This is a genomic window from Providencia rettgeri (assembly GCF_001874625.1).
GTDB classification, from domain to species: Bacteria; Pseudomonadota; Gammaproteobacteria; order Enterobacterales; family Enterobacteriaceae; genus Providencia; species Providencia huashanensis.
Map to the genome: position 1 here is coordinate 2,234,973 of NZ_CP017671.1, position 25,688 is coordinate 2,260,660.

General features: G+C 41.4%; 23 protein-coding genes, 1 tRNA gene and 2 pseudogenes. 14 read left to right on the forward strand and 12 right to left on the reverse strand.

The genetic code is table 11. The features are described from left to right. Positions 1-3 precede the first annotated feature (3 nt). The 3 genes and pseudogenes from RB151_RS10310 to RB151_RS23650 all read right to left on the reverse strand — a co-directional run. Positions 4-627 carry a CDP-alcohol phosphatidyltransferase family protein gene (locus RB151_RS10310; protein ID WP_042843928.1) on the reverse strand — a complete coding sequence of 208 codons (624 nt, stop codon included), beginning with the start codon at positions 625-627 and terminating at the stop codon, positions 4-6. A 236-nt stretch (positions 628-863) separates the two neighbouring features. Beyond that, complete coding sequence (locus RB151_RS23645; protein WP_237071530.1) at positions 864-1,019, reverse strand: helix-turn-helix domain-containing protein; 156 nt, start codon at positions 1,017-1,019, stop codon at positions 864-866. 89 nt (positions 1,020-1,108) lie between these two features. Then, positions 1,109-1,666 (reverse strand): annotated as a pseudogene (locus RB151_RS23650) (PAS domain-containing protein); the annotation flags it as partial. Between the two features lie 152 nt (positions 1,667-1,818). Here RB151_RS23650 and RB151_RS10320 point away from each other — a divergent pair. The 5 genes from RB151_RS10320 (at position 1,819) to RB151_RS10340 (ending at position 8,015) form a co-directional block, all read left to right on the forward strand. Continuing rightward, entirely contained in the window at positions 1,819-2,769 is a 951-nt protein-coding gene (locus RB151_RS10320) for a 4-hydroxyproline epimerase (protein WP_042843925.1), read from the forward strand. Between the two features lie 9 nt (positions 2,770-2,778). Beyond that, positions 2,779-4,026 (forward strand): NAD(P)/FAD-dependent oxidoreductase, encoded by a 1,248-nt coding sequence (locus tag RB151_RS10325; RefSeq protein WP_071548042.1) that lies wholly within the window; start codon positions 2,779-2,781, stop codon positions 4,024-4,026. An 18-nt stretch (positions 4,027-4,044) separates the two neighbouring features. Continuing rightward, positions 4,045-4,911 (forward strand): 4-hydroxy-tetrahydrodipicolinate synthase, encoded by an 867-nt coding sequence (gene dapA / locus RB151_RS10330; protein ID WP_071548043.1) that lies wholly within the window; start codon positions 4,045-4,047, stop codon positions 4,909-4,911. Positions 4,912-4,926: 15 nt separating this feature from the next. After that, positions 4,927-6,411 carry an aldehyde dehydrogenase gene (locus tag RB151_RS10335; protein WP_071548044.1) on the forward strand — a complete coding sequence of 495 codons (1,485 nt, stop codon included), beginning with the start codon at positions 4,927-4,929 and terminating at the stop codon, positions 6,409-6,411. Between the two features lie 86 nt (positions 6,412-6,497). Beyond that, the gene (locus RB151_RS10340) at positions 6,498-8,015 is read left to right on the forward strand and encodes an alanine/glycine:cation symporter family protein (protein ID WP_042843921.1); all 1,518 of its coding nucleotides are present in this window, start codon (positions 6,498-6,500) and stop codon (positions 8,013-8,015) included. Positions 8,016-8,023: 8 nt separating this feature from the next. Here RB151_RS10340 and RB151_RS10345 read toward each other — a convergent pair. Then, a tRNA-Ser gene (locus RB151_RS10345) sits at positions 8,024-8,111 on the reverse strand. A gap of 351 nt (positions 8,112-8,462) precedes the next feature. Here RB151_RS10345 and ghrA point away from each other — a divergent pair. Further along, positions 8,463-9,404, forward strand: coding sequence for a glyoxylate/hydroxypyruvate reductase GhrA (ghrA, locus tag RB151_RS10350; RefSeq protein ID WP_042843920.1), 942 nt, complete (start codon positions 8,463-8,465; stop codon positions 9,402-9,404). A gap of 194 nt (positions 9,405-9,598) precedes the next feature. Further along, the gene (locus tag RB151_RS10355; protein WP_042843919.1) at positions 9,599-10,150 is read left to right on the forward strand and encodes a TorD/DmsD family molecular chaperone; all 552 of its coding nucleotides are present in this window, start codon (positions 9,599-9,601) and stop codon (positions 10,148-10,150) included. A 143-nt stretch (positions 10,151-10,293) separates the two neighbouring features. Here RB151_RS10355 and RB151_RS10360 read toward each other — a convergent pair whose 3' ends face one another. Together RB151_RS10360 and mdtH are read right to left on the reverse strand one after the other, a co-directional pair. Continuing rightward, positions 10,294-10,854: a lipoprotein gene (locus RB151_RS10360; RefSeq protein ID WP_042843917.1), complete on the reverse strand. Its 561-nt coding sequence runs from the start codon at positions 10,852-10,854 to the stop codon at positions 10,294-10,296. 38 nt (positions 10,855-10,892) lie between these two features. Continuing rightward, positions 10,893-12,098, reverse strand: a complete 1,206-nt coding sequence (gene mdtH / locus RB151_RS10365; RefSeq protein WP_042843916.1) for a multidrug efflux MFS transporter MdtH — start codon at positions 12,096-12,098, stop codon at positions 10,893-10,895. A 274-nt stretch (positions 12,099-12,372) separates the two neighbouring features. On the opposite strand from mdtH, the gene rimJ reads away from it, so the two are divergent. Together rimJ and murJ are read left to right on the forward strand one after the other, a co-directional pair. Beyond that, positions 12,373-12,960, forward strand: coding sequence for a ribosomal protein S5-alanine N-acetyltransferase (gene rimJ, locus RB151_RS10370; protein ID WP_042843915.1), 588 nt, complete (start codon positions 12,373-12,375; stop codon positions 12,958-12,960). A 91-nt stretch (positions 12,961-13,051) separates the two neighbouring features. Continuing rightward, a complete protein-coding gene (gene murJ / locus RB151_RS10375; RefSeq protein ID WP_042843914.1) occupies positions 13,052-14,590 on the forward strand; it encodes a murein biosynthesis integral membrane protein MurJ in 1,539 nt (512 codons plus the stop codon). 200 nt (positions 14,591-14,790) lie between these two features. Here murJ and argS read toward each other — a convergent pair whose 3' ends face one another. Continuing rightward, complete coding sequence (gene argS, locus RB151_RS10380; protein WP_042843913.1) at positions 14,791-16,521, reverse strand: arginine--tRNA ligase; 1,731 nt, start codon at positions 16,519-16,521, stop codon at positions 14,791-14,793. A 170-nt stretch (positions 16,522-16,691) separates the two neighbouring features. Between argS and RB151_RS10385 the strand changes: the two genes are divergently transcribed. The 5 genes and pseudogenes from RB151_RS10385 to RB151_RS10405 all read left to right on the forward strand — a co-directional run bounded on the left by RB151_RS10385 (position 16,692) and on the right by RB151_RS10405 (position 22,298). After that, positions 16,692-17,243 (forward strand): VOC family protein, encoded by a 552-nt coding sequence (locus tag RB151_RS10385; RefSeq protein WP_042844350.1) that lies wholly within the window; start codon positions 16,692-16,694, stop codon positions 17,241-17,243. A gap of 182 nt (positions 17,244-17,425) precedes the next feature. Beyond that, the gene (gene cutC / locus RB151_RS10390) at positions 17,426-18,187 is read left to right on the forward strand and encodes a copper homeostasis protein CutC (RefSeq protein WP_042843912.1); all 762 of its coding nucleotides are present in this window, start codon (positions 17,426-17,428) and stop codon (positions 18,185-18,187) included. A 281-nt stretch (positions 18,188-18,468) separates the two neighbouring features. After that, positions 18,469-20,892 (forward strand): annotated as a pseudogene (locus tag RB151_RS10395) (DMSO/selenate family reductase complex A subunit). 10 nt (positions 20,893-20,902) lie between these two features. After that, the gene (locus RB151_RS10400) at positions 20,903-21,520 is read left to right on the forward strand and encodes a DMSO/selenate family reductase complex B subunit (protein ID WP_042843910.1); all 618 of its coding nucleotides are present in this window, start codon (positions 20,903-20,905) and stop codon (positions 21,518-21,520) included. A 1-nt stretch (position 21,521) separates the two neighbouring features. Beyond that, the gene (locus RB151_RS10405) at positions 21,522-22,298 is read left to right on the forward strand and encodes a dimethyl sulfoxide reductase anchor subunit family protein (RefSeq protein ID WP_042843909.1); all 777 of its coding nucleotides are present in this window, start codon (positions 21,522-21,524) and stop codon (positions 22,296-22,298) included. 62 nt (positions 22,299-22,360) lie between these two features. On the opposite strand, the gene cmoB is transcribed toward RB151_RS10405, so the two are convergent. The 5 genes from cmoB to RB151_RS10430 form a co-directional block, all read right to left on the reverse strand. Next, positions 22,361-23,332: a tRNA 5-methoxyuridine(34)/uridine 5-oxyacetic acid(34) synthase CmoB gene (gene cmoB / locus RB151_RS10410; RefSeq protein ID WP_042843908.1), complete on the reverse strand. Its 972-nt coding sequence runs from the start codon at positions 23,330-23,332 to the stop codon at positions 22,361-22,363. 2 nt (positions 23,333-23,334) lie between these two features. After that, positions 23,335-24,084, reverse strand: a complete 750-nt coding sequence (gene cmoA / locus RB151_RS10415) for a carboxy-S-adenosyl-L-methionine synthase CmoA (protein ID WP_042843907.1) — start codon at positions 24,082-24,084, stop codon at positions 23,335-23,337. Between the two features lie 128 nt (positions 24,085-24,212). Beyond that, on the reverse strand, positions 24,213-24,611 hold the full coding sequence (locus RB151_RS10420; RefSeq protein WP_042843906.1) for an MAPEG family protein: 399 nt from the start codon (positions 24,609-24,611) through the stop codon (positions 24,213-24,215). Positions 24,612-24,760: 149 nt separating this feature from the next. After that, the gene (locus tag RB151_RS10425; protein ID WP_042843905.1) at positions 24,761-25,165 is read right to left on the reverse strand and encodes an NUDIX hydrolase; all 405 of its coding nucleotides are present in this window, start codon (positions 25,163-25,165) and stop codon (positions 24,761-24,763) included. A gap of 98 nt (positions 25,166-25,263) precedes the next feature. Further along, entirely contained in the window at positions 25,264-25,587 is a 324-nt protein-coding gene (locus tag RB151_RS10430; RefSeq protein WP_042843903.1) for a DUF4377 domain-containing protein, read from the reverse strand. Between the last annotated feature and the right edge of the window lie 101 nt (positions 25,588-25,688).

Here is a 25,688-nt window from a genome sequence, read left to right on the forward strand (position 1 = left end):
TAATTATTTATTATCCAGTGGTGTATTTAACTGAGCAAGTGCTCGCTGGATACGGTTATAGCAGGTATAAAACAGCAACAATGACATAATAACCAACAGGTAAATAACCCAGTTTGATAAGGCTATGTGTGGGAATATGCTCACCAATAACCCTAGAGCCCCAAAAATAAACGCACGGTCACTTTTACCAATAGGGCCATCATAGCGTCGTGATGCACCAATGGCTTGGGCAATGACACCGATGAACTCGGTTAATACTGACAGTACTAAAATCAATAATATCAACCAGAAGGACGAGTGAAAAATAACAATAAATGGTAGGTATAAAGCGATATCAGAAATGACATCACAGAGCTCATTTAAAAATGCACCAAGGTTGCTTTTTTGCTGATGTTCTCTGGCTAGCATGCCATCAATCGCATTCAATGCCATCCGAATAAACAAAATAAAAGGTAATAAAGCAAACAAGTGAGGGTTGGGGAAGAAAAATAAAACAGCACCGACCATTACGGATAAAAGTAACGCGGCTATAGTCACTTGGTTTGCTGTCACACCGGCTTTAAATAAGTAACGCACTAGCGGGCGGAGTAGATCTTGAAATTTAGGTTTCAGATCATAAATTGTCATTGGTTTATCCTTTCCTATCACTGCGAATAGTATGCAGGTTTGTGACATATCAATACGCGATCCATCTTAAGCCACAATAAGAGCTATCTTAAGTTAATATTATAGAAAAGGGAGAATAGAGTAGAAATTGAGATTGAGTGTTGGCTAACTCATTGAATTAAAATATAAAATAAACATTATCAATGAATGTTAAATAACTTTCATTATCTAATCTTTACTGAGTAGTTCAGTATTAATTAGGCAATTATTTTTTGTCTGTCTATGGCTGCTCGCATCCGTTTAAATTGGCTAGGCGTCATGGTTGTCATTTCTTTGAATTTACGGCAAAACGCACTGTGATCAGCATAGGCACATTTACTGGAAATCTCAGTGATTGAATAATTATCCTCCAATAATTCAATAGCATGTTCAAGACGCTTTTTTGAATATATTGCTGAGGAGTGATCAAGAAAATAGCTTTAAATTGGCGATTCAATTGGGATAGAGATAAGCCGGAAATTTCCGCAAGCGTTGTCATTTTAATCGCAGTATCAAAGTTATCGCTAATGTAGCGTTCAACTCGACTAAGTTGGTTGTTTAGTTTTGGACTCACTGATTTCGCGTCTTGAAGGTCAACTGAAATACCAGCAACCCCAATGACTTGGTTATTCGTATTAAAAATAGGAACTTTAGTGGTTAAACACCAACCCAGTAAACCTACTTTATAGAGATGAAGTTCAAGTTTATTGATGACACTAATTTTCTTTTCCATCACTAAATAATCTTGTGAACTATAACTTTGGCCTAACTCAGAATGGAAAATATCTTCAGCGCTTTTACCTACTACATGGTTAACATGCTCAATTTTACAGCGAGTGGCTAAATTATCATTCGCAAGTAAATACTTTGCATTATGGTCTTTCACAAAGAAAGTCACATTAGGCAATGTATTTATAAGAGGCATCACTAAACCTAGGTGATTTAGCAAAGTATCAATATTATCAACGGGAAAAAGCATATTTTCCTGACTAATCAATAATAATTTATTTAAATTGATCATGCTGTTCTCCGGTTCTTAAATTAATTTAACTAATTTTCTTAAATATTTTGAGATTGTGCAGAAAAACGCATAAGTTGATTGGAAAGATATCAAGAGTTGTTAACAAAAATCAAGCATTCTATTAACAATTAAAGTGGATAGGGTGCTAACAAATGCAATCTCAATATAAAAAAATTGAAGTTATAGATTCTCATACCGCCGGAGAACCAACGCGTTTAGTGATCGGCGGTTTCCCTGAGTTGGGAAATGAAAGTATAGCTGCACGATTAGAGTTACTGCGTGAGCATCATGATGATTGGCGTCGTACAACCATTTTAGAGCCTCGAGGTAACGATATTCTTGTCGGCGCACTCCTATGTAAGCCGCAAAACCCAGCTGCTGCAGCTGGTGTTATTTTCTTCAACAATGAAGGTTACTTAGGCATGTGCGGTCACGGCACAATTGGCTTAGTCGCGTCATTGCATTTTTTAGGGCAGATTTCATATGGAAAACACTTAATTGAAACCCCCGTAGGCGAAGTCACCGCCGAGTTACATCAGGATGGCAGTGTGAGTATTCAAAATGTTTATTCATATCGTTATCGTAAAGGTGTACAGATTGATGTCCCTGAAGTTGGCACCATCACTGGAGATATCGCTTGGGGAGGGAATTGGTTTTTCTTAGTTGAAAATTCGCCTGTTGCAGTCAATTTTCAACAAGTAAACCTACTGACAGAAATCTGTTTAAAAATAAAACAAGCCTTATTAGACCAAAAAGTTTTTGGTAAAGATAACCAAGAAATTGACCATATTGAGTTATTTAGTTCACACCCAACAGCGAACAGTCAAAGTTTTGTTCTTTGCCCTGGGGGCGCTTATGACCGTTCACCTTGTGGTACGGGAACAAGTGCAAAACTAGCTTGCCTTGCTGCGGATAAAAAATTAGTGGCTGGTGAAGTGTGGCATCAAGCCAGCGTTATCGGAAGCCAATTTCAAGCTAGTTTTCAGCATGCTGATGCGAATGGGATTATCCCTACGATTAGAGGCAACGCTTACATTAGTGGTCAAAATACCTTGCTTATTGATGAGCAAGACCCATTCCGTTTTGGCATTTCGGTTTCGTAGGGGAATGGTATGGCTTATCAATATCCTGTAGTCGTGATTGGTGGTGGTATTATTGGCTTAAGTATTGCACTAAGTGTGCAAGCTAATGGTACGGATGTGTTGCTCATTGATAAACATGAAATTGGCTCTGGAGCTTCGTTTGGTAATGCAGGGCATATTGCAACTGAACAGGTATTTCCTATTGCCGACCCTGCAGTGTTAAAATCCATTCCGAAAATGCTTCTCGACCCGCTTGGGCCCTTACGTTTAGATTGGCGCTACTTATTACCGTTAACACCATGGTTATGTAAGCTGGTGGGTAATATGCGTCACAAGCCTTTTACACACATCCACCGTACATTGACCACGTTGAATCGTGCTGCTTTTGATTCATGGCAAACTTTTATTCAAAAATGGCAACTTAGTGACCTTGTTAAAATGGAAGGGTCGTTATTGGTTGCAGAAAAAAATGAAACCCTTGATAAGCTGGGTGAACATAGTGAATACCTTACAAAAATTGGTGTTAAAAACCAATTAATTCAACAAGCTGAACTATTGCAGCGTGAGCCAGCTCTATCAACAAGCCAGTTGGGAGGGATTTTCTACCCTGATACTGGGCATGTTATTGATTTAGCAGAATTGCACTCAAGGCTCACTCAGTCGTTTATCAATTTGGGTGGCCGAGTGTTAACCCACTGTGAAGTAACGCAAATTACTTCAACTTCAAATTTGGAAGCGACAGTAACAACAACGCAAGGCGTATTTTCAGGACGAAAAGTCGTGATCGCAGGCGGCGCATTTTCTAAATCATTAGTCAGAATGGTCAGTCGCATTAATGTGCCGCTAGAAACTGAGCGGGGTTATCATTTAATGTTGCCGCAGGAGGGGCAGCGGCTGAATATTCCTGTTTCAAGTATGGATAGGCGTTTTATTATGACCCCAATGGCTGGGGGATTACGCCTTGCGGGTACTGTTGAATATGCAGGGTTAAAACGACCGCCGAATATGCAACGTGCTCATCATTTTCTTCCCTTAGCAGAGCCGATGCTAACCACCCCGCTTAATAGCCAAGAATCAACGCCGTGGATGGGGTTTCGCCCTTCCACATCAGATTCTTTACCCGTAATTGACCACAAAGGCCCGTATATCTTTGCCTTTGGGCACCAACACCTAGGGTTAACCCAAGCGGCTATCACCGCAGATATAGTTAATTGTTTTATTCATGAACAGCCGACAGCCGTCGATTGTAGTCCGTTTTCTATTGAGCGTTTTCTTTAAATTTTGAGGATAATTCAAATGAACTTTCATGGCATTCTTGTACCATTAGTCACTCCATTTCACGATGATTTATCATTAAATATTAGTGGATTAGCAGAACTAACGGAGCAGTTAATTGCAAAGGGCGTCACTGGTTTAGTCGTGTGCGGAACAACGGGTGAATATTACGCATTAAATGAAGATGAACGCCAAACCGTATTATCAACGGTCAGCAAAATCGCCAAAGGGCGTGTGACATTAATTGCTGGCATTAACGATTTGTCAACCGAGGGAGCAATCGCACGTGCTGAACAAGCGAAAAACCTCGGTTATGAAGGTTTAATGTTATCACCGCCTCCGTATAGTCTACCCGATCAACAAGGGGTATATGCCCACTATGAAAAAGTAGCAAAATCAACCTCATTACCCATTATTATGTACAATTTCCCTGCTCGTATTGGTATAGAAATTGAAATTGATACGGTGATAAAGTTGGCAGAAATTGACAACATTGTCGCTATCAAAGAGAGCAGCGGTAGTTTTAGCCGCGCACTTCATTTACTCCAAACGCCATTTAAAAACTTTGAAGTGATCTGCGGTTGTGATGACCAGCCTGTGGACTTTTTCTTCTGGGGCTCTAAAAGTTGGATTGCTGGAGCAGGTAATGTATTCCCATCTGAACAGGTGGCAATTTATGAGGCTGCTCAATTAGGGGATTGGGATAAAGCCAAGCAAATTATGAAGACCATATACCCAGCAATTTATTCTATGGAATCAGGTGATTATAACCAAAAAGCTAAAGCTGGCTGCTTAAATGGCTCATTTAATGCGGGGCCTGTTCGCTTGCCATTATCAAATTTAGCAACTGCAGCACGTAATGAATTTATCAAATTAGTCAAATCGTAGCTGGGGGATCACAGAATGAAAATCACTCAAGAACAGGTATTCGAACGCGCTAATCAAGGGAAATTATGGGCGGGCAATTTGATTGAAGGGTATGCAAATCATAATAATAAGTTAGAAAACCATACGCCGATTGATAATAGCCTCATTGGGTATATCGCAGATGGGGATGCCCAAGATATTGAAGCTGCGGTAAGAGTGGCTCGCAACACGTTTGAAAAGGGAATTTGGCGTGACCAATCCCCTCAAGAACGTAAAGCTGTAATGCTTAAATGGGCTGATCTTATTAGCCTGCACAGCGAGGAGTTAGCTGCGTTGGATTGTGTTGATGCAGGTAAACCAATAACTGAATGTTTAAATACGGATTTACCCGCCACCATTGAAACTTTCTATTGGTATGCTGAAACTCTCGACAAGCTGTTTGGTAAAATTGCACCAACTAGTCAGCAAGAGCTAGGGCTGATTGTTAATGAGCCTATTGGCGTGGTTGGGGCAGTACTTCCGTGGAATTTCCCAGCACAAATGTTTGCATGGAAGGTTGCGCCAGCTCTTGCTGTGGGTAATTCTGTGGTGGTCAAACCGGCGGAGCTAACATCGTTAAGTGCTTATCGTTTGGTCGAGCTTGCCTATGAAGCGGGTGTTCCTAAAGGGGCACTAAGCCTTGTATGCGGCTTAGGGGAAAAAGTCGGTGAGGCACTTGGGCGGCACAATGATGTTGATGTTGTTTCCTTTACTGGTTCAACTGAGGTAGGGCGCCTGTTTCTAAAGTATTCGGCTGAAAGTAACTTAAAAGAAATTATTCTTGAGTGTGGTGGTAAAAGCCCGCAACTTGTGTTCGAAGATGCAGATATAGAGGCTGCAATTCCGCATATCTTGGCCGCTGCATTTTGGAATATGAGTGAAAACTGTAGCTGTGGTTCTCGTCTGATAGTACATGAAAGTATTAAACAGCCACTATTAGCAAAGCTAACGATGGCACTGAAAGAATGGAAATTGGGTGATCCACGACAGGCTGAGGTGTCAATAGGGCCTATGATTGAACAAGCGCATTTTGAGAAGGTTCAATCGTTTTTAGACATAACAATAAAAGAAGGAGGTCAACTCGTTACAGGTGGAAAAGTCCATCATGAGATAGGTTCAGGCTGGTATCTCGAGCCGACAATTTTTGATGAAGTTACTCCCCAAATGTCACTGTTTAAACATGAGGTGTTCGGGCCCATTTTAGCAGTCACTTCATTTAAAAATGATGATGAAGCAATTGCTTTAGCGAATGATACGCACTACGGCTTAGCGGCCTCGTTTTATAGTCAGAATATTCATCGAGTTATGCATGTTGCCCGTCGTATTAATGCAGGAACGGTTTCGGTAAACGGATTCAGTGAGGGTAGTATCGCTACGCCGTTTGGAGGTTTCCGGCAATCAGGCTTTGGCGGTAAAGATAATGGGTTAGAGGCTTTCGAACAATATACACAAAAGAAAGTTATCTGGTTTATTCACCAATAAATAACGTTGACCTGAGCTCTAAGGGCTCAGGTTTTTTTTCCCCTGCAAACACACAATAAACAATTACAATAACGAAGGAGTACAAAATGGAAGCCATCGTTAATACAATCGTTGGTTACATCTGGGGTAATGCATTAGTCATATTATCGCTAGGTGTGGGGCTTTACTTTACTTTAGCGACACGTGGAGTACAGTTTCGCTATATCATCAAAATGGTTTGTTTATTAAAGGAAAATAAAGCATCAAAGGATGGGATTTCTTCATTCCAAGCATTTTGCTTAGCTTTATCTGGTCGCGTTGGTGTTGGTAATATTGCTGGGGTCGCAACCGCCGTTGCCGCGGGTGGTCCCGGTGCTATTTTTTGGATGGTAGTCATGGGGCTATTAGGAGGGGCTAGTGCTTTTATTGAGTCAACATTAGCTCAGATTTATAAGCAACGTTCTGATGGCCAATATCGAGGCGGCTCCCCTTACTACATTGAAAAAGGTTTAAAGTTAAAACCGTTTGCAATCGTGGTGGCTGCTGTCATTTGTTTATCTTATGGGATATTAGTTCCTGGTATTCAAGCCAATACCATCGCAGATGCTTTCCAAACATCTTTCAATCTCCCTCCGATTGTGACAGGTGTAATCGTCACTGTGCTAATGGCGTGGTTAATCTTTGGTGGCGTCAAGCGTATTGCGAGTGCTGCGGATAAAATTGTGCCGATTATGGCTCTTGCTTATATCGTGATGATGGTGATTATTTTAGGTAGCCATTATGAGAAAGTCCCAGCAATGTTTAGCTTGATATTCCGTAGTGCAATGGGGATGGATGCTGTTTTTGGTGGAATTATCGGTACTGCGGTTTCATGGGGGGTACGCCGAGCTGTTTTTTCTAATGTTGCTGGTGCAGGTGAGGCAACATTCAGTTCTGCGGCGGCTGAAGTGAGCCATCCGGTTAAACAAGGTTTGATCCAAGCCTTTTCAATCTATATTGATACAGTTGTGGTATGCACGGCTTCAGGGTTGATGATCCTCGTGACCAATATGTACAATGTGTTCCCTGACGGTTCTGCAACAGCATTAGTTGAATATGTCCCAGGAGTGGCCGCAGGAACGGCGTGGACACAAATGGCGGTATCCACAGTATTTACTTCAGCCGGGTCAGGGTTTGTTTCAATTGCCGTATTCCTTTTCGCTTTCACAACACTGATGGCTTACTATTATATTGCAGAAACAACCATCGTTTACCTTGATAGGAAGCTGTCTTATCCAGTACTCAAATTGATCCTTAAGTTTGTATTTTTAATTATCGTCTTTATGGGAAGTGTGGAGTCAGTTAGCCTAATGTGGAGTTTAGGCGATATTGGCTTTGGTAGTATGAGTTATCTCAATTTAATCGCGATAGTCTTTCTTTCGAAACCTGCATTGCGTGCTTTACGGGATTATGAACGACAAGAAAAACTGGGAATTGACCCTGTTTTCGACCCAAAAGTAGCAGGGGTGGAAAATGCTGAACTTTGGGAAGACATTAGCCGCGAGTACCATGAAAGAGGTATCGGTATTGGCCCTAAAAATGGGCAAGAAAAGGAAGTTTTATATAAAGAAGAAAGGGAAAACTAGACGAAAAATGGCGGTGAGGGAGGGATTCGAACCCTCGATACGTTGCCGTATACACACTTTCCAGGCGTGCTCCTTCAGCCTCTCGGACACCTCACCGTTTTTCTAAATCTGTACTGCTATATCCGTTGTGGAGTAGGTAATAAAAACCTGCTCTGCAACGGGGCGCTACTATAGGGAAAATAGCGTCTTGCGTCAACTATCTATTTATTCTTTTTCCCACATTTATGGTTGTTTAGCTAAATAAAAATCAATTTGATTATTATCTAATCTTAATTGTTATATTTTAGGGTGACTGATATTTGTTATGTTAATTTTGAACTGCAAGAAGGGAGAGTGAAAACCGTTAGCTAGTTAACAAAATTCTTATAGAGTGAGCTGTATAAGGTTGATTAACTTGAAAAGAAAAGCCATTCGGCACACTCTGTTAGAAACCGAAGAGGAGTCGCCATGAATATTTTATTTTACCATCCATTTTTTGATTCAAAACAGTGGATTGAAGGCATGCGTGCTAGATTACCACAAGCTAATATTCGTCAATGGGAAAAAGGGGATAATCAAGCAGCTGATTATGCCATGGTTTGGTTACCCCCTTATGAGTGTTTAGCTGGGCGCAGTGATTTAAAAGGGATTTTTGCATTAGGTGCAGGTGTCGACGCTATTTTAAAACAGGAGCACGATAACCCTGGGACATTACCGGCTGGGGTGCCTGTTATGCGGTTAGAAGATACGGGGATGGCGATTCAAATGGAAGAATATGCCTGTGCGAAAGTCTTATCTTACTTCCGTCGTATGGATGAATACCGGCAGTTACAATCACAGCGCCAATGGAAACAATTGCCAGCGTATCAACATGACGAATTTGTTATTGGTGTGATGGGGGCTGGTGCTCTAGGGCAAGCGGTGGCTAAGCGCCTAGTTAGCTTTGGTTTCCACGTCAAAACATGGAGCCGCTCTGAAAAACACCTTGATAAAGTGAAGAGTTATTATGGCCATGACCAGCTTGCAAGCTTCCTTGCAGGAACTCGTGTGGTGATCAACCTATTACCAAGTACTCCTGAAACGGTTGGTATTCTCAACCAGCAATTATTTAGCCAGCTACAAAAAGGCGCATATGTGATTAACTTAGCACGTGGCGCACATTTAATTGAACAAGATTTACTCTCAGCGCTTGATTCAGGGCAAATTGCTGGTGCGGCGCTAGATGTGTTTGCTAGCGAGCCATTATCGCAAATGCACCCATTTTGGACACATCCACGCATTGCCATTACGCCACATGTCGCGGCGTTTACGCTACCTAATGAAGCGATGGATATGATTACCAGTAATATTCAGCGTATCGAAGCGGGTGAAGCCCCAGTTGGTGTTGTTGATATGCAGCGCGGTTATTAATTACTGTTCTGTTATTGCGAGTGGGGCGGTGTATACCAAGAGCCACTCGCTATTATCTTGTTTCTATTTATTCACCTGTCGAGGTTATTCCTCTTTTTCTTACCTAATATATTTCCTATTTTTTCGATATACTAAAAGATCATTGCGTTGGTCACGACGATGTGGCTATTGATTTGTAAAATAGGAAAATGTATATGAACGAATTTTCAATCGTTTGCCGTATTTTAGGCACACTATTTCAACGTAGCCCTGATGACAGCCTAGTTAAACCGCTGATTGACCTGATCGCACAAGATAAACTGAAAGCATCATGGCCATTAGAGCAAGATGAACTTTGGTCTCGTATGTCAACAGGGTTAGATGTCAAAGCCATTAGTGCGGATTATCATGCGTTATTTACGGGTGAAGTGCCGGCAGTATCAATGCTAGCGAATGATTACGACTCCGAAATCACTGAGGCAGAGGTCCGTGAGTTTTTAACGGTGAGAGGCATGTCTTTAACCGATGCACCAACAGACGCATTTGGGGCTTTATTACTGGCAGCATCGTGGTTGGAAGACCAAGCAGCGGAAGATGAAATAGCCGCACAAGAAGAGCTATTCGATAGTTATATCCTAAGTTGGTATGGTACTTTTTTAGGTAAAGTTGAAGCTCACGCCAAAACGGCATTTTATCGTACGCTGGCACAAATTACTCGTGACGCTGTTATTGCTTTACGTGATGAGTTGGATTCAGAAATAGAGTGATTGTGACAGGGTCACATCAGGAGAGGCCGGTTTTAGCCTAGTATTCTCATGCATTGATTAATATTTTTGATTGAACTAGAAAGGCAACAGATTTCTCTGTTGCCTTAAATGCGTTTCTCAATCGAAATAATTTATGGTGATAACTAATCAACTAATGGAATGACCAGTTTACCGGGTTTTATTTCTAAGCCTTTCGCTAATTTTTTAGCGGTTGCCTCAGCTGCACCGTTATCTGGGTTTAATACATAAACAGGCTGAGTTTCGAAAAATGTTTCAAGGGAGCTATTCAAATAAGGGATAACGGCTGACATTGCGGTGTCCATTTTTTCTGGCATCACCGTATATTGGCTAATATTTAATTCTTTTAGGTAAATAGAGCCTGTTTGTGCGTCAAAGTATGGGCGGGCGGTCAGCGTGAGGTTAATTTGCGCTTCCGCTTTACCAATCAGGGAGTCTAATTTAACGGTTGCATCCCCAGTTAGTGCTATCTTCCCCGGTTCACTGCGGCCAATTTCTGATTTTAAATTCGCCAGTTGAATATCCGCATCTGCAAAGCCGGTTACCCCAACCTTGTGGTCGTATTTTACTTTGTTCGCCAGATAGTTATTAATTTGTGATTCACTAATACTGAATTCAGATAATTGACTACAGCCAGTCAACAAAGTGAGAAAGCCAATCATTGTCGCCAATAAAAATTTTTTCATAATGACTCCTTTTACAATAATACTGCTAGTTTAGCGTATTACTGCCCACTCAACATGACTGTTTCTATTTTTTTACGATTAAATTGCTTGTGGAGTGCCCATAAAGTAATAAAGCCGATAATGCCTAATAAAAACCACGGTAGTTGCGGCATATTCCATTGATGGCCAATATCATACATCCAGCCGCCTCCGGTATAACCGACGGCTCCTCCTAATGCTAAGCCTAAGCGGCTAAACCCCATATAGCTGCCACGAGCACGAGGATCTGCGAGAGAAGCACTGAGAGTTTCTCTAGCGGGGTCAGCGGTAACGGTTCCAAGATAAAACAGGCAAATAAGTGCAAATAATGTATTGAGCGAAGTTGTCATTCCAATTGGGAACATGCTGATGCTCATCAAAAATAAGCCGGCCATCAGGCGTTGTTCAAGGCGGAAATGTTTTTCACTCCAGCGCGCAATCGGGTAGAGCAATGTTAAAGATATCGCGGCTTCGATAGCGTACATCCATTTGACCGCGGTTGGTGTCCCTGCCAATTCATTAACAACAATAGGAAACATTAACATAACTTGCACAGATAACATGAAGTAACCCGCTAGAGTTACAACATAAGTGACAAAACGTTTATCTTTTAATACCCGAGCCATACCTTCTTTTATTGGGGTTCTAACGGTTGAAATGCGGTAAGCAGGTAATAACCAAGCGTTACAAATAGCCGCAATAACAAAGACAGCGGCTCCTACCCAGCAAACATAGTGGAAGTCGTATTGTAAAAGCCAGCTCCCAATTAAGGCACCAATTACTGCCCCAGCGCTGTCTTGCATTAACAGCAAAGAATAGAAGCGCCCACGTTCGTAAGGACGAGTTAATTTGATCACAAGCGCAGTTCTGGGTGGGTCAAACAGGGTGCCGCCAAGAGCTGAAAGTACACAGGATAGCCATAAAACCCACGGGTCATGGGCAACTGCCATGACGGCGAACCCGCTAGCACGCAACAGCATTCCAATTACAATCATGGGCTTGGCGCCAAAACGGTCAGCGATAGCTCCCCCAAAAATACCTAAACCTTGCTGTACAAATTGCCTAAGGCCTAAGGCAAAACCAACGATTACGGCTGCCCAACCTAGCTGGTCAACAAATCGAATTGAAATAAGGGGAAAAACGACAAAAAACCCGAGAACAACTAACATGTTGTCGAATAAAAGGAAATACTTACCAAGGCTTCTTGCCCGTGACACCTGCGCCATGACACACCATTAGAAAAATAGCCAAGAGGGATGGAACCTTAATGTTACTTGTCAATAATATCAGTATAATATGAGGCAATAGATGATATTTTTTTATCGTGGGTAAAGGTGGTTATTGATGATTTATTTTTATCGATAAATAGCCGCCATATTTTGCATCGCAGTGTTATTGGTTGCGTTAAACAAGTCTAGTCACATATTTATGTATGCTCCTAGCTCTTTAAATTACAATCTAGAACAGTTGTCAGGGTTTATTATTAATTAAGGGTTAACGATGTTTGGTTATCGTTCAAATGTACCTAAAGTACGTCTTATTACTGATAGAATGATTATTCGTTTGACTTATGAACGTGATAATTATCGACTTGCTGATTATTATAGTTTGAATAAAGATTTTTTGATGCCGTGGGAACCAACGCGGGATAATTCACATTATCAACCCGCAGGTTGGCAAAACCGGTTACAAGTGATGAATGAAATGCACCGTGAAGGAAGTGCTTATCATTTTCTTTTACTAGATAAAGAAGAAAATGAAGTGATGGGGGTTGCTAACTTTAGTAATGTCCTACGAGGTTCATTTCATGCATGTTATTTAGGGTATTCCTTAGGTGAGAAATGGCAAGGTCATGGCTTGATGTATGAGGCATTAACGCAAGTGACGCGTTATATGCAAAAGCATCAAAAAATGCACCGTATTATGGCTAATTATATGCCTCATAATATGCGTAGTGGTAACCTTCTGGCGAGGTTGGGCTTTGAACGTGAAGGTTATGCAAGGCAGTACTTACAAATCAATGGTGAATGGCGAGATCATGTCTTGACGGCATTAACCGATGATGCGTGGGGACGCCATAAAGTTTAAATACCTAAACTCCTAATTTACCTTTCAATCGTAGTCAGTAGCAGCGGGCGCTGTTAAACTGATACGATTGTATTCTTTTAGTTTATCAATCATGAATTTATTAAAATCGCTAGCAGCTGTAAGCTCAATGACCATGATGTCCCGTGTGCTTGGGTTTATTCGTGATGCTATCATTGCTCGGGTTTTTGGCGCTGGGGCTGCAGCTGATGCCTTTTTTGTCGCGTTTAAATTACCAAATTTATTGCGTCGGATTTTTGCAGAAGGCGCGTTTTCTCAAGCTTTCGTTCCTATATTAGCTGAATATAAAAATCAGCAAGGCGAAGAGGCAACTCGTACATTTGTTGCTTATATTGCAGGGATGCTAACACTGGCACTGGCAATTGTGACGGTGGCTGGTATGGTGGCGGCACCTTGGATTATTTATGTAACTGCCCCAGGGTTTACCGATGATGCGGGTAAATTTGCCCTAACAACGGATTTACTTCGTGTCACTTTTCCGTATATCTTTTTGATTTCACTCGCCTCATTAGCGGGAGCAATCCTGAATACTTGGAACCGTTTTTCTGTTCCAGCCTTTGCCCCAACCTTGCTCAATGTCAGCATGATCATTTTTGCTGCTTTTGCTGCCCCTTATTTTGATCCACCGATTATGTCTCTTGCATGGGCAGTACTTGTGGGTGGGGTTTTACAGTTAGTCTATCAGCTACCTTATTTAAAAAAGGTTGGTATGTTAGTTCTGCCACGTCTTTCATTTCGAGATAGCGGCGTTTGGCGTGTAATGAAAATGATGGGACCCGCTATTATTGGGGTATCTGTCGCGCAAATCTCATTAATTATTAATACTATTTTTGCTTCATTTTTGCAGTCAGGCTCGGTTTCTTGGATGTACTATGCAGACCGCCTGATGGAGTTACCGTCTGGTGTACTCGGGGTCGCCTTAGGGACTATTCTGCTGCCGTCGTTGGCGAAAAGTTTCACAAGCGGTAACCAGAATGAATATCGTCAGTTAATGGATTGGGGGTTGCGTCTTTGTCTACTATTGGCGCTACCTTGTGCTCTTGGGTTAGCAATATTATCTGAAGCGTTAACGGTTTCTCTTTTCCAATATGGCAATTTTACAGCTCATGATTCTTTGATGACACAATATGCTTTAGTGGCTTACTGTGTGGGTTTGACAGGGATGATTTTAGTGAAAATTTTAGCGCCGGGGTTTTATTCACGCCAAGATATTCGCACACCAGTTAAAATTGCTATCGTGACTTTAATATTAACTCAATTGATGAACTTGGCTTTTATTGGGCCACTCCAGCATGCTGGCTTAGCCTTGTCTATTGGCTTAGCAGCGTGCTTCAATGCCGGTGTTCTGTATTGGCAATTACGTAAACAAGATATTTTCCAACCTCTAGCTGGCTGGAAAGGTTTTCTATTTAAATTATTAGTTGCTTTAGTGGTAATGGGGCTTGTGTTATTTGGTGTATTGCACTTTATGCCATCATGGCAAGAAGGGAATATGCTAATGCGCATGCTACGTTTAATTATGGTGGTGGTTATTGGTGCGGCTAGTTATTTTATTGCCTTGTTCGCCCTCGGTTTTCGGCCACGTGATTTTATGAAACGCAGTATCGCTTAAGCTGTAAATCGGACTAATGTTGAAAGGCCCAATCAATGTATTGGGCTTTTTTGTTGCTTTTTCGCGAGCCTTATCATTTGTTTTTATGATGAGGTTGGTAATTCCATCAATGAAATCTAGAAAAGTGACAAAGAGTTTAGTCTCTAAGTATAAAAAAACAGCCCACATAGTGGGCTGTTTTTTGGGCTTGATAGCTACAATTACATTCTTTCAACGGTTTCTATACCAAGTGTATCTAAACCAGTTTTCAGTGTTTTTTGTGTTAATGCTGCAAGTTTCAGGCGGCTTTGACGTTGATTTTCATTTTCTGCTGACAGAATAGGGCAATGCTCGTAGAAACTTGAGAATAACCCAGCCAATTCGTATAAATAGGCACACATAACATGAGGAGTTCCTTCCCTTGCTACTGTCAGGATGGTTTCTTCAAACTGTAATAACCGTGTTGCTAGTGCAATTTCACGTGGATCTTGTAATGAAATCGGTAAAGTGAGGTCAGTGTGGCTTAAGTTAGCCTTTTTGAAGATAGAGGCCACACGCGTATAAGCATATTGCATGTAAGGAGCTGTATTTCCTTCGAAGGCTAGCATGTTATCCCAATCAAAAATGTAATCTGTGGTTCTATTTTTTGACAGGTCAGCATACTTAACCGCACCAATGCCCACAACATTTGCAACATTGACCAACTCGTCCTCTGGCATTTCAGGGTTTTTCTCGCGGATCAGGTTTTGTGCGCGTTCAATAGCCTCATCAAGTAAGTCAGATAAACGTACCGTTCCGCCTGTGCGAGTCTTAAATGGTTTACCATCTTTACCCAACATCATACCAAACATATGGTGTTCCAAAGACATGGATTCAGGGATGTAACCGGCTTTGCGCACGATAGTCCATGCTTGCATTAAATGTTGATGTTGGCGTGAGTCAATATAATACAGCGAACGGTCAGCATGTAGGGTTTCATAGCGGTATTTGGCACAAGCAATATCTGTGGTGGTGTATAAGAAGCCGCCGTCTTTCTTCTGAACTATTACCCCCATAGGCTCGCCTTCCTTGTTTTTAAACTCGTCAAGAAAGACAACCGTCGCACCTTCGCTTTCAACCGCAAGGCCTTTTGCTTTTAAGTCCGCGACAATATTAGGTAACATGCTGTTATATAAGCTTTCACCCATCACGTCATCTTCAGTTAATGTGACGTTTAAACGGCGGTAAGTTTGTTGATTTTGTTGCATGGTGATATCAACCAATTTACGCCACATTTGGCGGCAGTATTCATCACCTGACTGAAGTTTTACTACGTAGCCACGGGCACGCACGGCAAACTCTTCATCTTCGTCGTAATGCTTTTTCGCTTCACGGTAAAACGCTTCGAGGTCAGCAAGGGCCATATCACTTGCATCTTCGTTTTGTACTTTTTCAAGGTAGGCAATTAACATACCAAATTGCGTACCCCAATCACCTACGTGGTTGGCACGGATCACTTTATGACCAAGATATTCTTGAGTACGCGCGGCAGCGTCACCAATGATAGTTGAACGTAAATGACCAACGTGCATTTGTTTTGCAACATTTGGTGCGGAGTAGTCAATAACAATCGTTTCAGGTTTAACGGGTGCGATGCCTAACCGTTGTGAAGTTAAAGCGTCTTCGATATGTTTCTCTATCCAAGTCGGTTCAAGGAAAATATTAATAAACCCAGGACCTGCAATTTCGATTTTGCTTGCAACCCCGTCCAAATCAAGGTGATTAACAACCTGCTCAGCAAGTTGTCTCGGAGCCATCCCCATTTTTTTAGCAGCGCCCATTACCCCGTTGGCTTGATAATCGCCAAACTGAGCCTTCGCGGACTGACGTACCAGCGCGTCACTGCCTTCTGGAGCACCTGCTGCTAGCATTGCAGCACCAATTTTATCTGAAAGAATCGCCTGAATATTCACCGAAATACCTTAAATTACGAACATAGTTACCGCATTGTGCCATCACATGCGCAGAACTAAAAGGTGGAAGAGAAAAATCGGCAGGTTTTATACCACATTTTAGGGCTCTCATGCTACAGTCTGCGCCATTGTTTAGGGGATTAGTTTTATTGAAAGGGGCTTTTGGCGTCATGAAATTGAGTGAAGTTTCACAATTACAAGATTTATGGGACGATTTACCTGTATTTAGGGATAAATTACAGCAGATGGCTGAGGAATTAAATTTATCCTTGTCATCATATCTTATTGACCATATCTCAGTACGTTGCCATCAGATTAACACCGCAGAACGTTGGCACCAAGGTTTAATGCAGTGCGCGCAACTGGTGTCAGATAACCTTATCAATGGCCGCCCAATACGTTTATATGAGCTAGCAGAGCCGATTAGTATTGCACAGCAGGATGTTTATATTATTGAGCTTCCATTCCCTAAAGATAAAATCTACCCAAAAGAAAGCTGGGAACATATTGAGATGGTCATTGATGTTGAGCCTTCACAATTAGAAATGGCAGCACGTGCTCTACTGCCAGACCCTCTACCTTATGGCTACAGGATCAAAGTAAGTCAACCCAAAGGCCAGCAAGAAAGGTTGCCTAATCCAACATTAGCAGTGTCAAATGGTGAGATAACGGTTAAATACCATCCATTTTCGCTAAAAAAGATAATTGAAAGTGAAAAATAAGTGATACAAGTAACGTTATTGATCAATAGTCCCCGTTAACTTTTCGGGGTGTGATATCCATCCGATAACATTCACTGATTAATGGCATTATTAATTCAAGTGTTAACGTTTAACATTATAACCCTACTGTTATTGTAGGGTATTTAAAGCATTAGCTTTATTGCCACTTTTTGGAGGTCATCATGGCAAAACTGGAAATTTGCTGTTTCGGGATCGAATGTGCCCAAGTGGCGCAAGAATATGGTGCGGATCGTATCGAATTGTGCTCTGGCGCCGCAGATGGTGGGCTGACACCAAGTTATGGTTATCTGAAATTAGCAAGGGAAAAACTTTATATTCCAGTTCATCCTATTATTCGTCCTCGGGGTGGTGATTTTTGTTATAACGTTAGTGAGTTTGATGTTATTTGTGAAGATTTAGTCATGATTAAAGAAATGGGGTTTCCTGGGGCAGTCGTGGGAGTCCTTGATACAGAGGGACGTATTGACATTAACCGAATGCAGGTACTAATGGAAATAGCACAGGGAATGAATATCACATTCCACCGCGCATTTGATATGTGTATCAACCCAATGCTTGGACTAGAACAGTTAAAAGAGCTAGGTGTTGCACGGATATTAACTTCTGGCCAACAACAAGGTGCAGAATTGGGCTTACCTCTCCTGAAAGAACTGCATGAAAAAAGCCGCCAGATGGATGGGCCGAAAATCATGGCCGGGGCTGGCGTTCGTTTAGCTAATTTAAGTAAGTTTATCGAAATAGGTTTGACCGAAGTTCATAGCTCAGCGGGTAAAACCGTCCCTTCAACGATGAATTATCGTAAAGTCGGTGTCACAATGGCATCAAATAGTGAAAGTGATGAATTTACTCATTATTGTGTTGATGGGCCAACGGTAGAAGCGATGAAAGACTTTATTTCTATTACAGAAAAAGCCTCTGCGTAGCTGATAATTTAAGGCATTCAACAATACGGTATTTAGGTGTTGTGTATAAGATAAGGAAAATCAATGAATTGGTTTTCCTTATTGCTTTTGCGCTTTTTAGCAGTTAATTCATTAATAAATACCGCTTAATACCGTAAATAATATGATTTATTTGCTATTAATGGTGTGATTATCGGTTGTGTTGATGCATATCAATTAACCATGTTTTTTATATGGCTACTATTTAATTACTATAAAAATACGATGTAATTCAATTTATAATAATAAAAGGTAGCAATGTAATGATTAACAATATCAGAAAAAAAGCGCTGAGTAGGCGGCAATTTATTCAAGCCTCTGCATCAGTCGCGACCACAACGGCCATTGTCAGTTCCATCACTTTACCTTTCTCTGCCTAAGCAACACCACCAGTTACCATTCAACCTGATGAAATCAATGAAACGATTAAATACAGCGCATGTTTAGTGAACTGTGGGAGCAGGTGCCCGTTAAAAGTGCATGTGAAGGATGATGTAATTACCCGAATCTCCAATGAGACTATGTATGATGACTCGCAATTTGGTTTACATCAAATACGCCCATGCTTAAGAGGGCGCTCTGTTCGTTGGAAAACCTACAACCCAGATAGACTGAAGTACCCGCTATTACGTACAGGAAAGCGCGGAGAAGGGAAATTTAAACGTATCACTTGGGATGAAGCAACAACAATAGTGGCACAAAAACTACGTTCTACTATTGATACTTATGGTAATGAAGCTATTTATTACCAATATGGTTCAGGCTCGACAGGAGCAAATTTACAAGGGCGTAATGCTTGTAAGCGCCTATTAAGCCAACTGGGTGGGTTCCTTGACCAACATGGTACCTATTCAACCGCGCAAATAAACGGTGTTATTCCCTATGTTTATGGGAAATTAGACGACTCACTGTTGTCTGAAATTGCGAATAGCGATTTAGTGGTGATGTTCGGTCATAATATTGCAGAAACACGCATGTCAGGTGGTGGGCAATTTTATGAAACCCTCCATGCATTAGAAAAAAGCAAAGCTAAAGTGATTATTATTGACCCACGCCGGACAGATAGTGTGACAACACTTGGCGCTGAGTGGATACCTATTTACCCCGGGACAGATGGGGCTTTGGTTGCTGCAATCATCCATACTTTAATTAAAGAACAGCTAACTGATGAGGCATTCTTAGCCCAATACTGTGTTGGTTGGGATAGCCAAACATTGCCTGAGTCTGCGCCAAAAAATGGCTCTTATAAAGATTATATTTTAGGCAAAGGTGATGATGGCATAGAAAAGACACCTGAATGGGCGAGCCGAATTACTGGCGTTTCAGCTACCCGTATTGTTCAACTAGCTCGTGAATTAGGGAATGCTAAAGCAGCGTGGATCTCTCAAGGTTGGGGGCTGCAAAGAACAGCGTCAGGCGAGCAGGCTTCTCGCGCAGTGATGATGCTGCCCATTGTTACGGGCCATATTGGCCGTCCTGGTACCAACGCCGGAGGATGGGGCGGTAATGTTGCTTATTCAGTGCCAGGGTTTGCTATTCCTAACCCAGTCAAGACTAAAATCCCTTGTTTTATGTGGACGGATGCCATTGCCCGTGGAACGGAGATGACAGCAACAAATTCGACGCTTATCGGTAAAGAGCGCCTCGAAACAAATGTAAAATTCTTATGGCATTACGCAAGCAATGTTACTGGCAATCAACACTCTGATTTAAATAAAACTCACAACATTTTGACGGATGAGTCTTTGTGTGAATTTATCCTTGTTTGGGACACACATATGACGCCATCGACAAAATATGCAGATTTGATCTTACCTGATGTCACGAGCGTAGAGTCTAATGACCTGATCAATAATTCCTATGCAAGTGGTGCATATCATTATGCAATTCGCCTGCAAAACGCGATTACGCCATTATGGGAGTGCCGCCAATCTTATGATGTACTGGCTGATATTGCGCAAAAACTAGGTATTAAAGAGCAATTTACCGAAGGGCGTACCCATGAGCAGTGGATTGAGTACTGCTACAATCAAATGCGCGAGAAAAACCCGCATTTACCGACATTTGAAGAAACAAATGATATGGGGATTGTCGATAGAAAACTGGCGAATAGTGCGGACTATATTGCATTAAAATCATTCCGTGACTCACCAGAAACGGCTCCTCTACCGACACCATCAGGGAAAATTGAGATCTATTCAGAACGGTTAGCGAAGATAGCGAAAGAGTGGGAATACCCGTCAGACCAACGCATTCCAGCAGTACCTGAATATTGCGTAAATACAGAAGGTGTTGAAAACAAACAAGCTAAACAAAAATATCCGCTACAAATGACCGGCTACCATGATAAGGGCCATGCGCATTCGTCTTATTTTAATATTGCAATATTGCGAGAAGCGGTACCCCATCAATATTGGATTAACCCAATCGATGCTTCTGCTAGAGGGATCAAGGATGGTGATAATACCGAAATATTTAATGACCGCGGGCGAATGTATATCAAAGCTAAAGTCACTGAGCGTGTTTTACCGGGGGTTATTGCTGTTCCACAAGGTGCTTGGCGTGAAGTGAATGATGAGGGTGTTGATATTGGTGGATGTATTAATACATTAACCACCCAACAGCCATCGGCCTTAGTGAAGGGTAACCCTCAACATACTAACTTAGTTGACGTAAAACGTGCATAAGGAGTGATTGATGAAACAGTATGGTTTTTATTTTGACTCAACGAAATGCACGGGATGTAAAACTTGTCAGGTCAGTTGTAAAGATGAAAAAGATCTCGATTTAGGGCCTAAATTTCGTCGAGTCTATGAGTTCGGTGGTGGAAGTTGGCAGCAGCAAGATGGCATTTGGCAACAAAATGTCTATAGCTATTACTTATCCATTTCGTGTAACCATTGTTCTAACCCGACTTGTGTTGAAGGGTGCCCAACGGGAGCCATGCATAAGCGAGAACAGGATGGCTTAGTTGTCGTCGACCAAAGTGTTTGTGTTGGCTGTCGCTACTGCGAATTACGTTGTCCTTATGGTGCGCCACAGTACGATGAAAAGAAACATCTGATGAGCAAATGCGATGGTTGCTACGAACGAGTTGAAAAGGGGATGAAACCTGTGTGTGTGGAGTCTTGCCCTCAGCGAGCATTAGATTTTGACGATATCAATATACTTCGTGAACGTCACGGTAATATAAGTGGTATTGCACCTATGCCAAATCCTAATCTAACCAACCCTAATATTGTGATTAAACCGCATAAAGACGCGAAGCCTTATGGTGATACGAGCGGTAAATTACAAAACCCGGCGGAGGTATAACATGCACGAACTTCCTCTTGTATTTTTTACCGTATTGGGTCAGTCAGCAGCGGGTCTATATTTACTTGCTTATTTGAGTAAAAAGATAGGGATGGTTGATGAGTACCAATTGCGTAACGCCAATATAGTGGCTTTTATTACGATGATAATTGCGTTAGCTTTGGGGGCACTGCATGTGGGGCAACCTTTGCGCTTCTTTAATATGCTATTAGGCGTTGGCCGCTCACCAATGAGTAATGAAGCTTTATTGAGTGGTATTTTTGTCGCTTTTGGGGCTGCAACTTTACTGTTTACTTTATTTATTAAAAATAAAGTATTAAGTGAACTATGTAACATCGGCACGGTGATTTTTGGTCTGGCATTTGTATGGTCAATTCCACAAGTTTATAACATTGCCACAGTTGCTAATTGGTTTACTGTCTTCACAACCTTACAAATGTGGATGACGTTGCTAGTCGGTGGAGGGGCATTAGCCATTCTATTGGGTGCTCAGCGGTTAGGGGCTTTGGCCTTCCTTATTGGGGCAGTTATTATTTTTGCTACAAGAGCCGCTTATGTGTCATTTTTGGGTGAAACAGGGCCTGAAATTAGTGCGGAACAAGCGGGTTTTTGGAGCTTCCAACTGGTTGTTCTCGCATTGATGCTGTTTGTTTTCCCAGCACTTTTATACCGGGGACGGAATTCGACGGCGCTACTGGGTATTTGTGCAATAGCCGTGATCTTAGCAGAGTTGTCGGGTCGAATTGCTTTTTATAATTTATGGCAAATAACAATGTAACTTTCTGATAAATAATCATTAAAATAAACGCCTATGGGAAACTTCCCCTAGGCGTTTTAGTTTTAAGGTTTGCGAGCAACTAAGATAGCGCGTAACGGTGCAGGATAACCTTCAATGGTTTTAGTTTGGTCATTAGGGTCTAAAAACTCCGCTAATGAATCTGTTCTCATCCATTGTGTGCGGCGCTGTTCTTCCAAAGATGTCACCGCTTGGTCAACAATACGTACATCCACAAAACCACATTTCTCTAACCAAACTTTGAGCATTTTAGCTGAAGGAATAAAGTACACATTGCGCATTTGAGCATAGCGATCACCCGGGATTAGACATTGGAACTCATCACCTTCAATGACAAGGCTTTCAAGGACCAATTCACCTTCGTTAACTAACTGATTTTTCAGTTGCCATAAGTGATCAAGTGGTGAACGACGGTGATATAGTACACCCATTGAAAATACGGTATCAAACGCGTTAAGTGCAGGGAGTTGCTCTATCCCTAGAGGTAATAAATGGGCACGTTGGTCATCCCCTAATAGTTTTCTGACTGCTTCGAACTGGCATAAAAACAGCTCTGTTGGGTCAATGCCGACGACAAATTTAGCTTGTTGTCCTAACATGCGCCACATGTGATAACCGCTTCCACAACCGACATCTAACACATAGCGGTCTTTTAACGACGAAATATGAGGCAAAACGCGATCCCATTTCCAATCAGAACGCCATTCGGTATCAATATTGACGCCATACAGTGAAAATGGCCCCTTTCGCCAAGGCATTAATTGCTCAAGGATATTATTTAAACGTCGAGTCTCACCGGATGTCAGTTCGGGCTCACGTGTGGCAGTGACACTGTTGAGTAAATCTAAATGTGTTGGTGTCATGACAGGTAAGTTATCTAACATTTTTTCCCATGAGGAAAAACCGCCATGTAAACCTTGCTTTTTCCATTCAGTAATTTGCGCTGGAAGGGTTTCAAGCCAATGACTTAAAGGGCCAACAGCGATTTGTTGGTAAAAACGACCAAAATCAATCATACTCAAGCCTCTTTAAGTGCTAGAAGTGAACCGAAATTAAAGCACTGGAACCAAACCTCACAGTGAGTAAAACCTGCATTTTTTAGGCGTTCTTTATGAGCTTCAACAGAATCTGTCAGCATCACATTTTCTAGCATGCTGCGTTTTTGGCTAATTTCTAGCTCACTGTAGCCATTTGCACGTTTAAAATCGTGGTGCATATTGAACAATAATTCACCGATTTTTTGATCCTCAAAATTAAATTTTTCAGAAAGTACTAAGATACCACCTGGTTGTAACCCCTGATAAATTTTATTCAGTAATAACTGGCGGTCATTCGGATTGAGGAATTGTAAGGTAAAATTGAGCACAACCATTGAGGCATTTTCGATATTGATATCTCGAATATCGCCTTCAATAACCTCAACCGGTGTATCTGCACGGTAAGCATCAATATGACGACGGCATCGCTCGACCATTGCAGGTGAATTATCGACTGCGATGATTTGGCTATTTTCGACGGTAATGTTGCGTCTTATAGATAAAGTGGCAGCACCTAGCGAACACCCTAAGTCATAGACTCGGCTGTGTGGCTTAACAAAACGACCAGCAAGCATGCCAATCATGGTAATAATATTTGAATACCCCGGTACTGAACGCTGGATCATATCGGGAAAAACTTCGGCAACTTTTTCATCGAATTGCCAATCACCAAGGTTAGCAATAGGTGCAGAAAAAAGGCTGTCTTTTTGGGTTGGGTCCTGACTTGACATAAGTTCTGTATTAATCAAAAACAAAAGTAGTGGGGGATTGTATCAGAAAGGCTGCTTTCTGAAAATCTATCCATATACCATGGAATAATGCGGCGGCACGTGAGTAAGTGCCGTATAGACGATAAAAATTAAAGATTAAACGAAACGATTTGTATCCATGGCAAATAATAAGTGTTTGCCATAACCATCAATGCCATAGCAAGGTAGGTTGCTACCATACCTGAACGGCGATATGTATAGTCATGGTTTTTTAAGCCATAGGAATGAAGTAGGCGACCCGCAATTAAGATAAGACCACAAACGTGGATCATCCAAACTTGTGCGCCGTTCATCTCCATAAAAAGTAACAAAATAAGGGAGATAGGGATATATTCGATGGCATTGCCATGAACACGGATTGCAGTTTGTAATTCATAAAAACCGCCATCACCATAAGCTATACGATATTGATTACGCAGCTTCACAACATTTAAAGATAATCTAAGTAGCAGTAAGGCACCTAGTACAGCGTACAAAGAGCTGACCATTTTTTACTCCACCATAAAACGAATCAAACTATGAAAACACCTAAAAATATAAGTTATAGTAATGTGTATTAACGATATTTTGTAAATTGTAATTCTTAAAAAGCCATAGGACAAATAAAATCACAACTTTTTTGGGTAATCATTCAATCTTATTTGATTAAACCATCTTGTTTTAATCGTTGTAAAATATGTACTGCTGTTGTGGAACAGCGTGATAAATCATGGCTATCAAACCAAGCGAGTTCAGCAATTTCAGCTGCAGGCTGCGGTTTGCCGTTATATTCGGCAAAATAACAACGAATACGGACTTGAGTGCCATCTTGCTTGCCATCCGCTAACCCAATGAATTCACCGTAAAAACGAATAGAGCTAGTGTCCAGTTTTAGTGTGAGTTCTTCATCAATTTCACGGCATAATGCTTGTTCATCCGTTTCACCAAGCTCTCTTTTGCCGCCAGGGATATAAAACAGCTGTTTGTTATGGGAGCGAACCATGGCAATTTTGCTTTGTGATAAGGCGATTAACCCCAGCTTATCAATAATTTTATCAGTCACAATGTCGTCACTCTTTTATTTTTTGATAATAAAAATTTGAAGTTTACACTGAGTAAAATCATTAAGCAGGGTAGAAACCCTAGCTTAATGATTAAACATTATTTTTTTTCAATGATTTTGACAAGTTCATAGCGAATGCTTGGGGCATCTGCTGGTGGGTTTGGCACATCAAACTGTTTCACTTGTAGGGTATAAGTGAAACCGGGTTGGTATTCAAAGCCTTGAATTGAATTATAAAATAATTGCCAGTCATCATTAGGGTTTTCTTTTACTTTCATACATTTCATTGGAGCAACGCCGACACAGTCAGCGAGTGAAGAATCGACATAAAATGTTTTGGTATTATCAGTATCTGCGGGTTTCACAGTTTGGCATCCTACAAGTAGCATAATTATGGATGAGGCAAGTAACATTTTTTTCATATGCAATCCTTAAACAGCAGATGATGATTAATTGAGCATTGATACAGTTTTCGATTATAGCAAACTGAAAAAGGTAACGATTCCTAAATAGAAAATTTTGT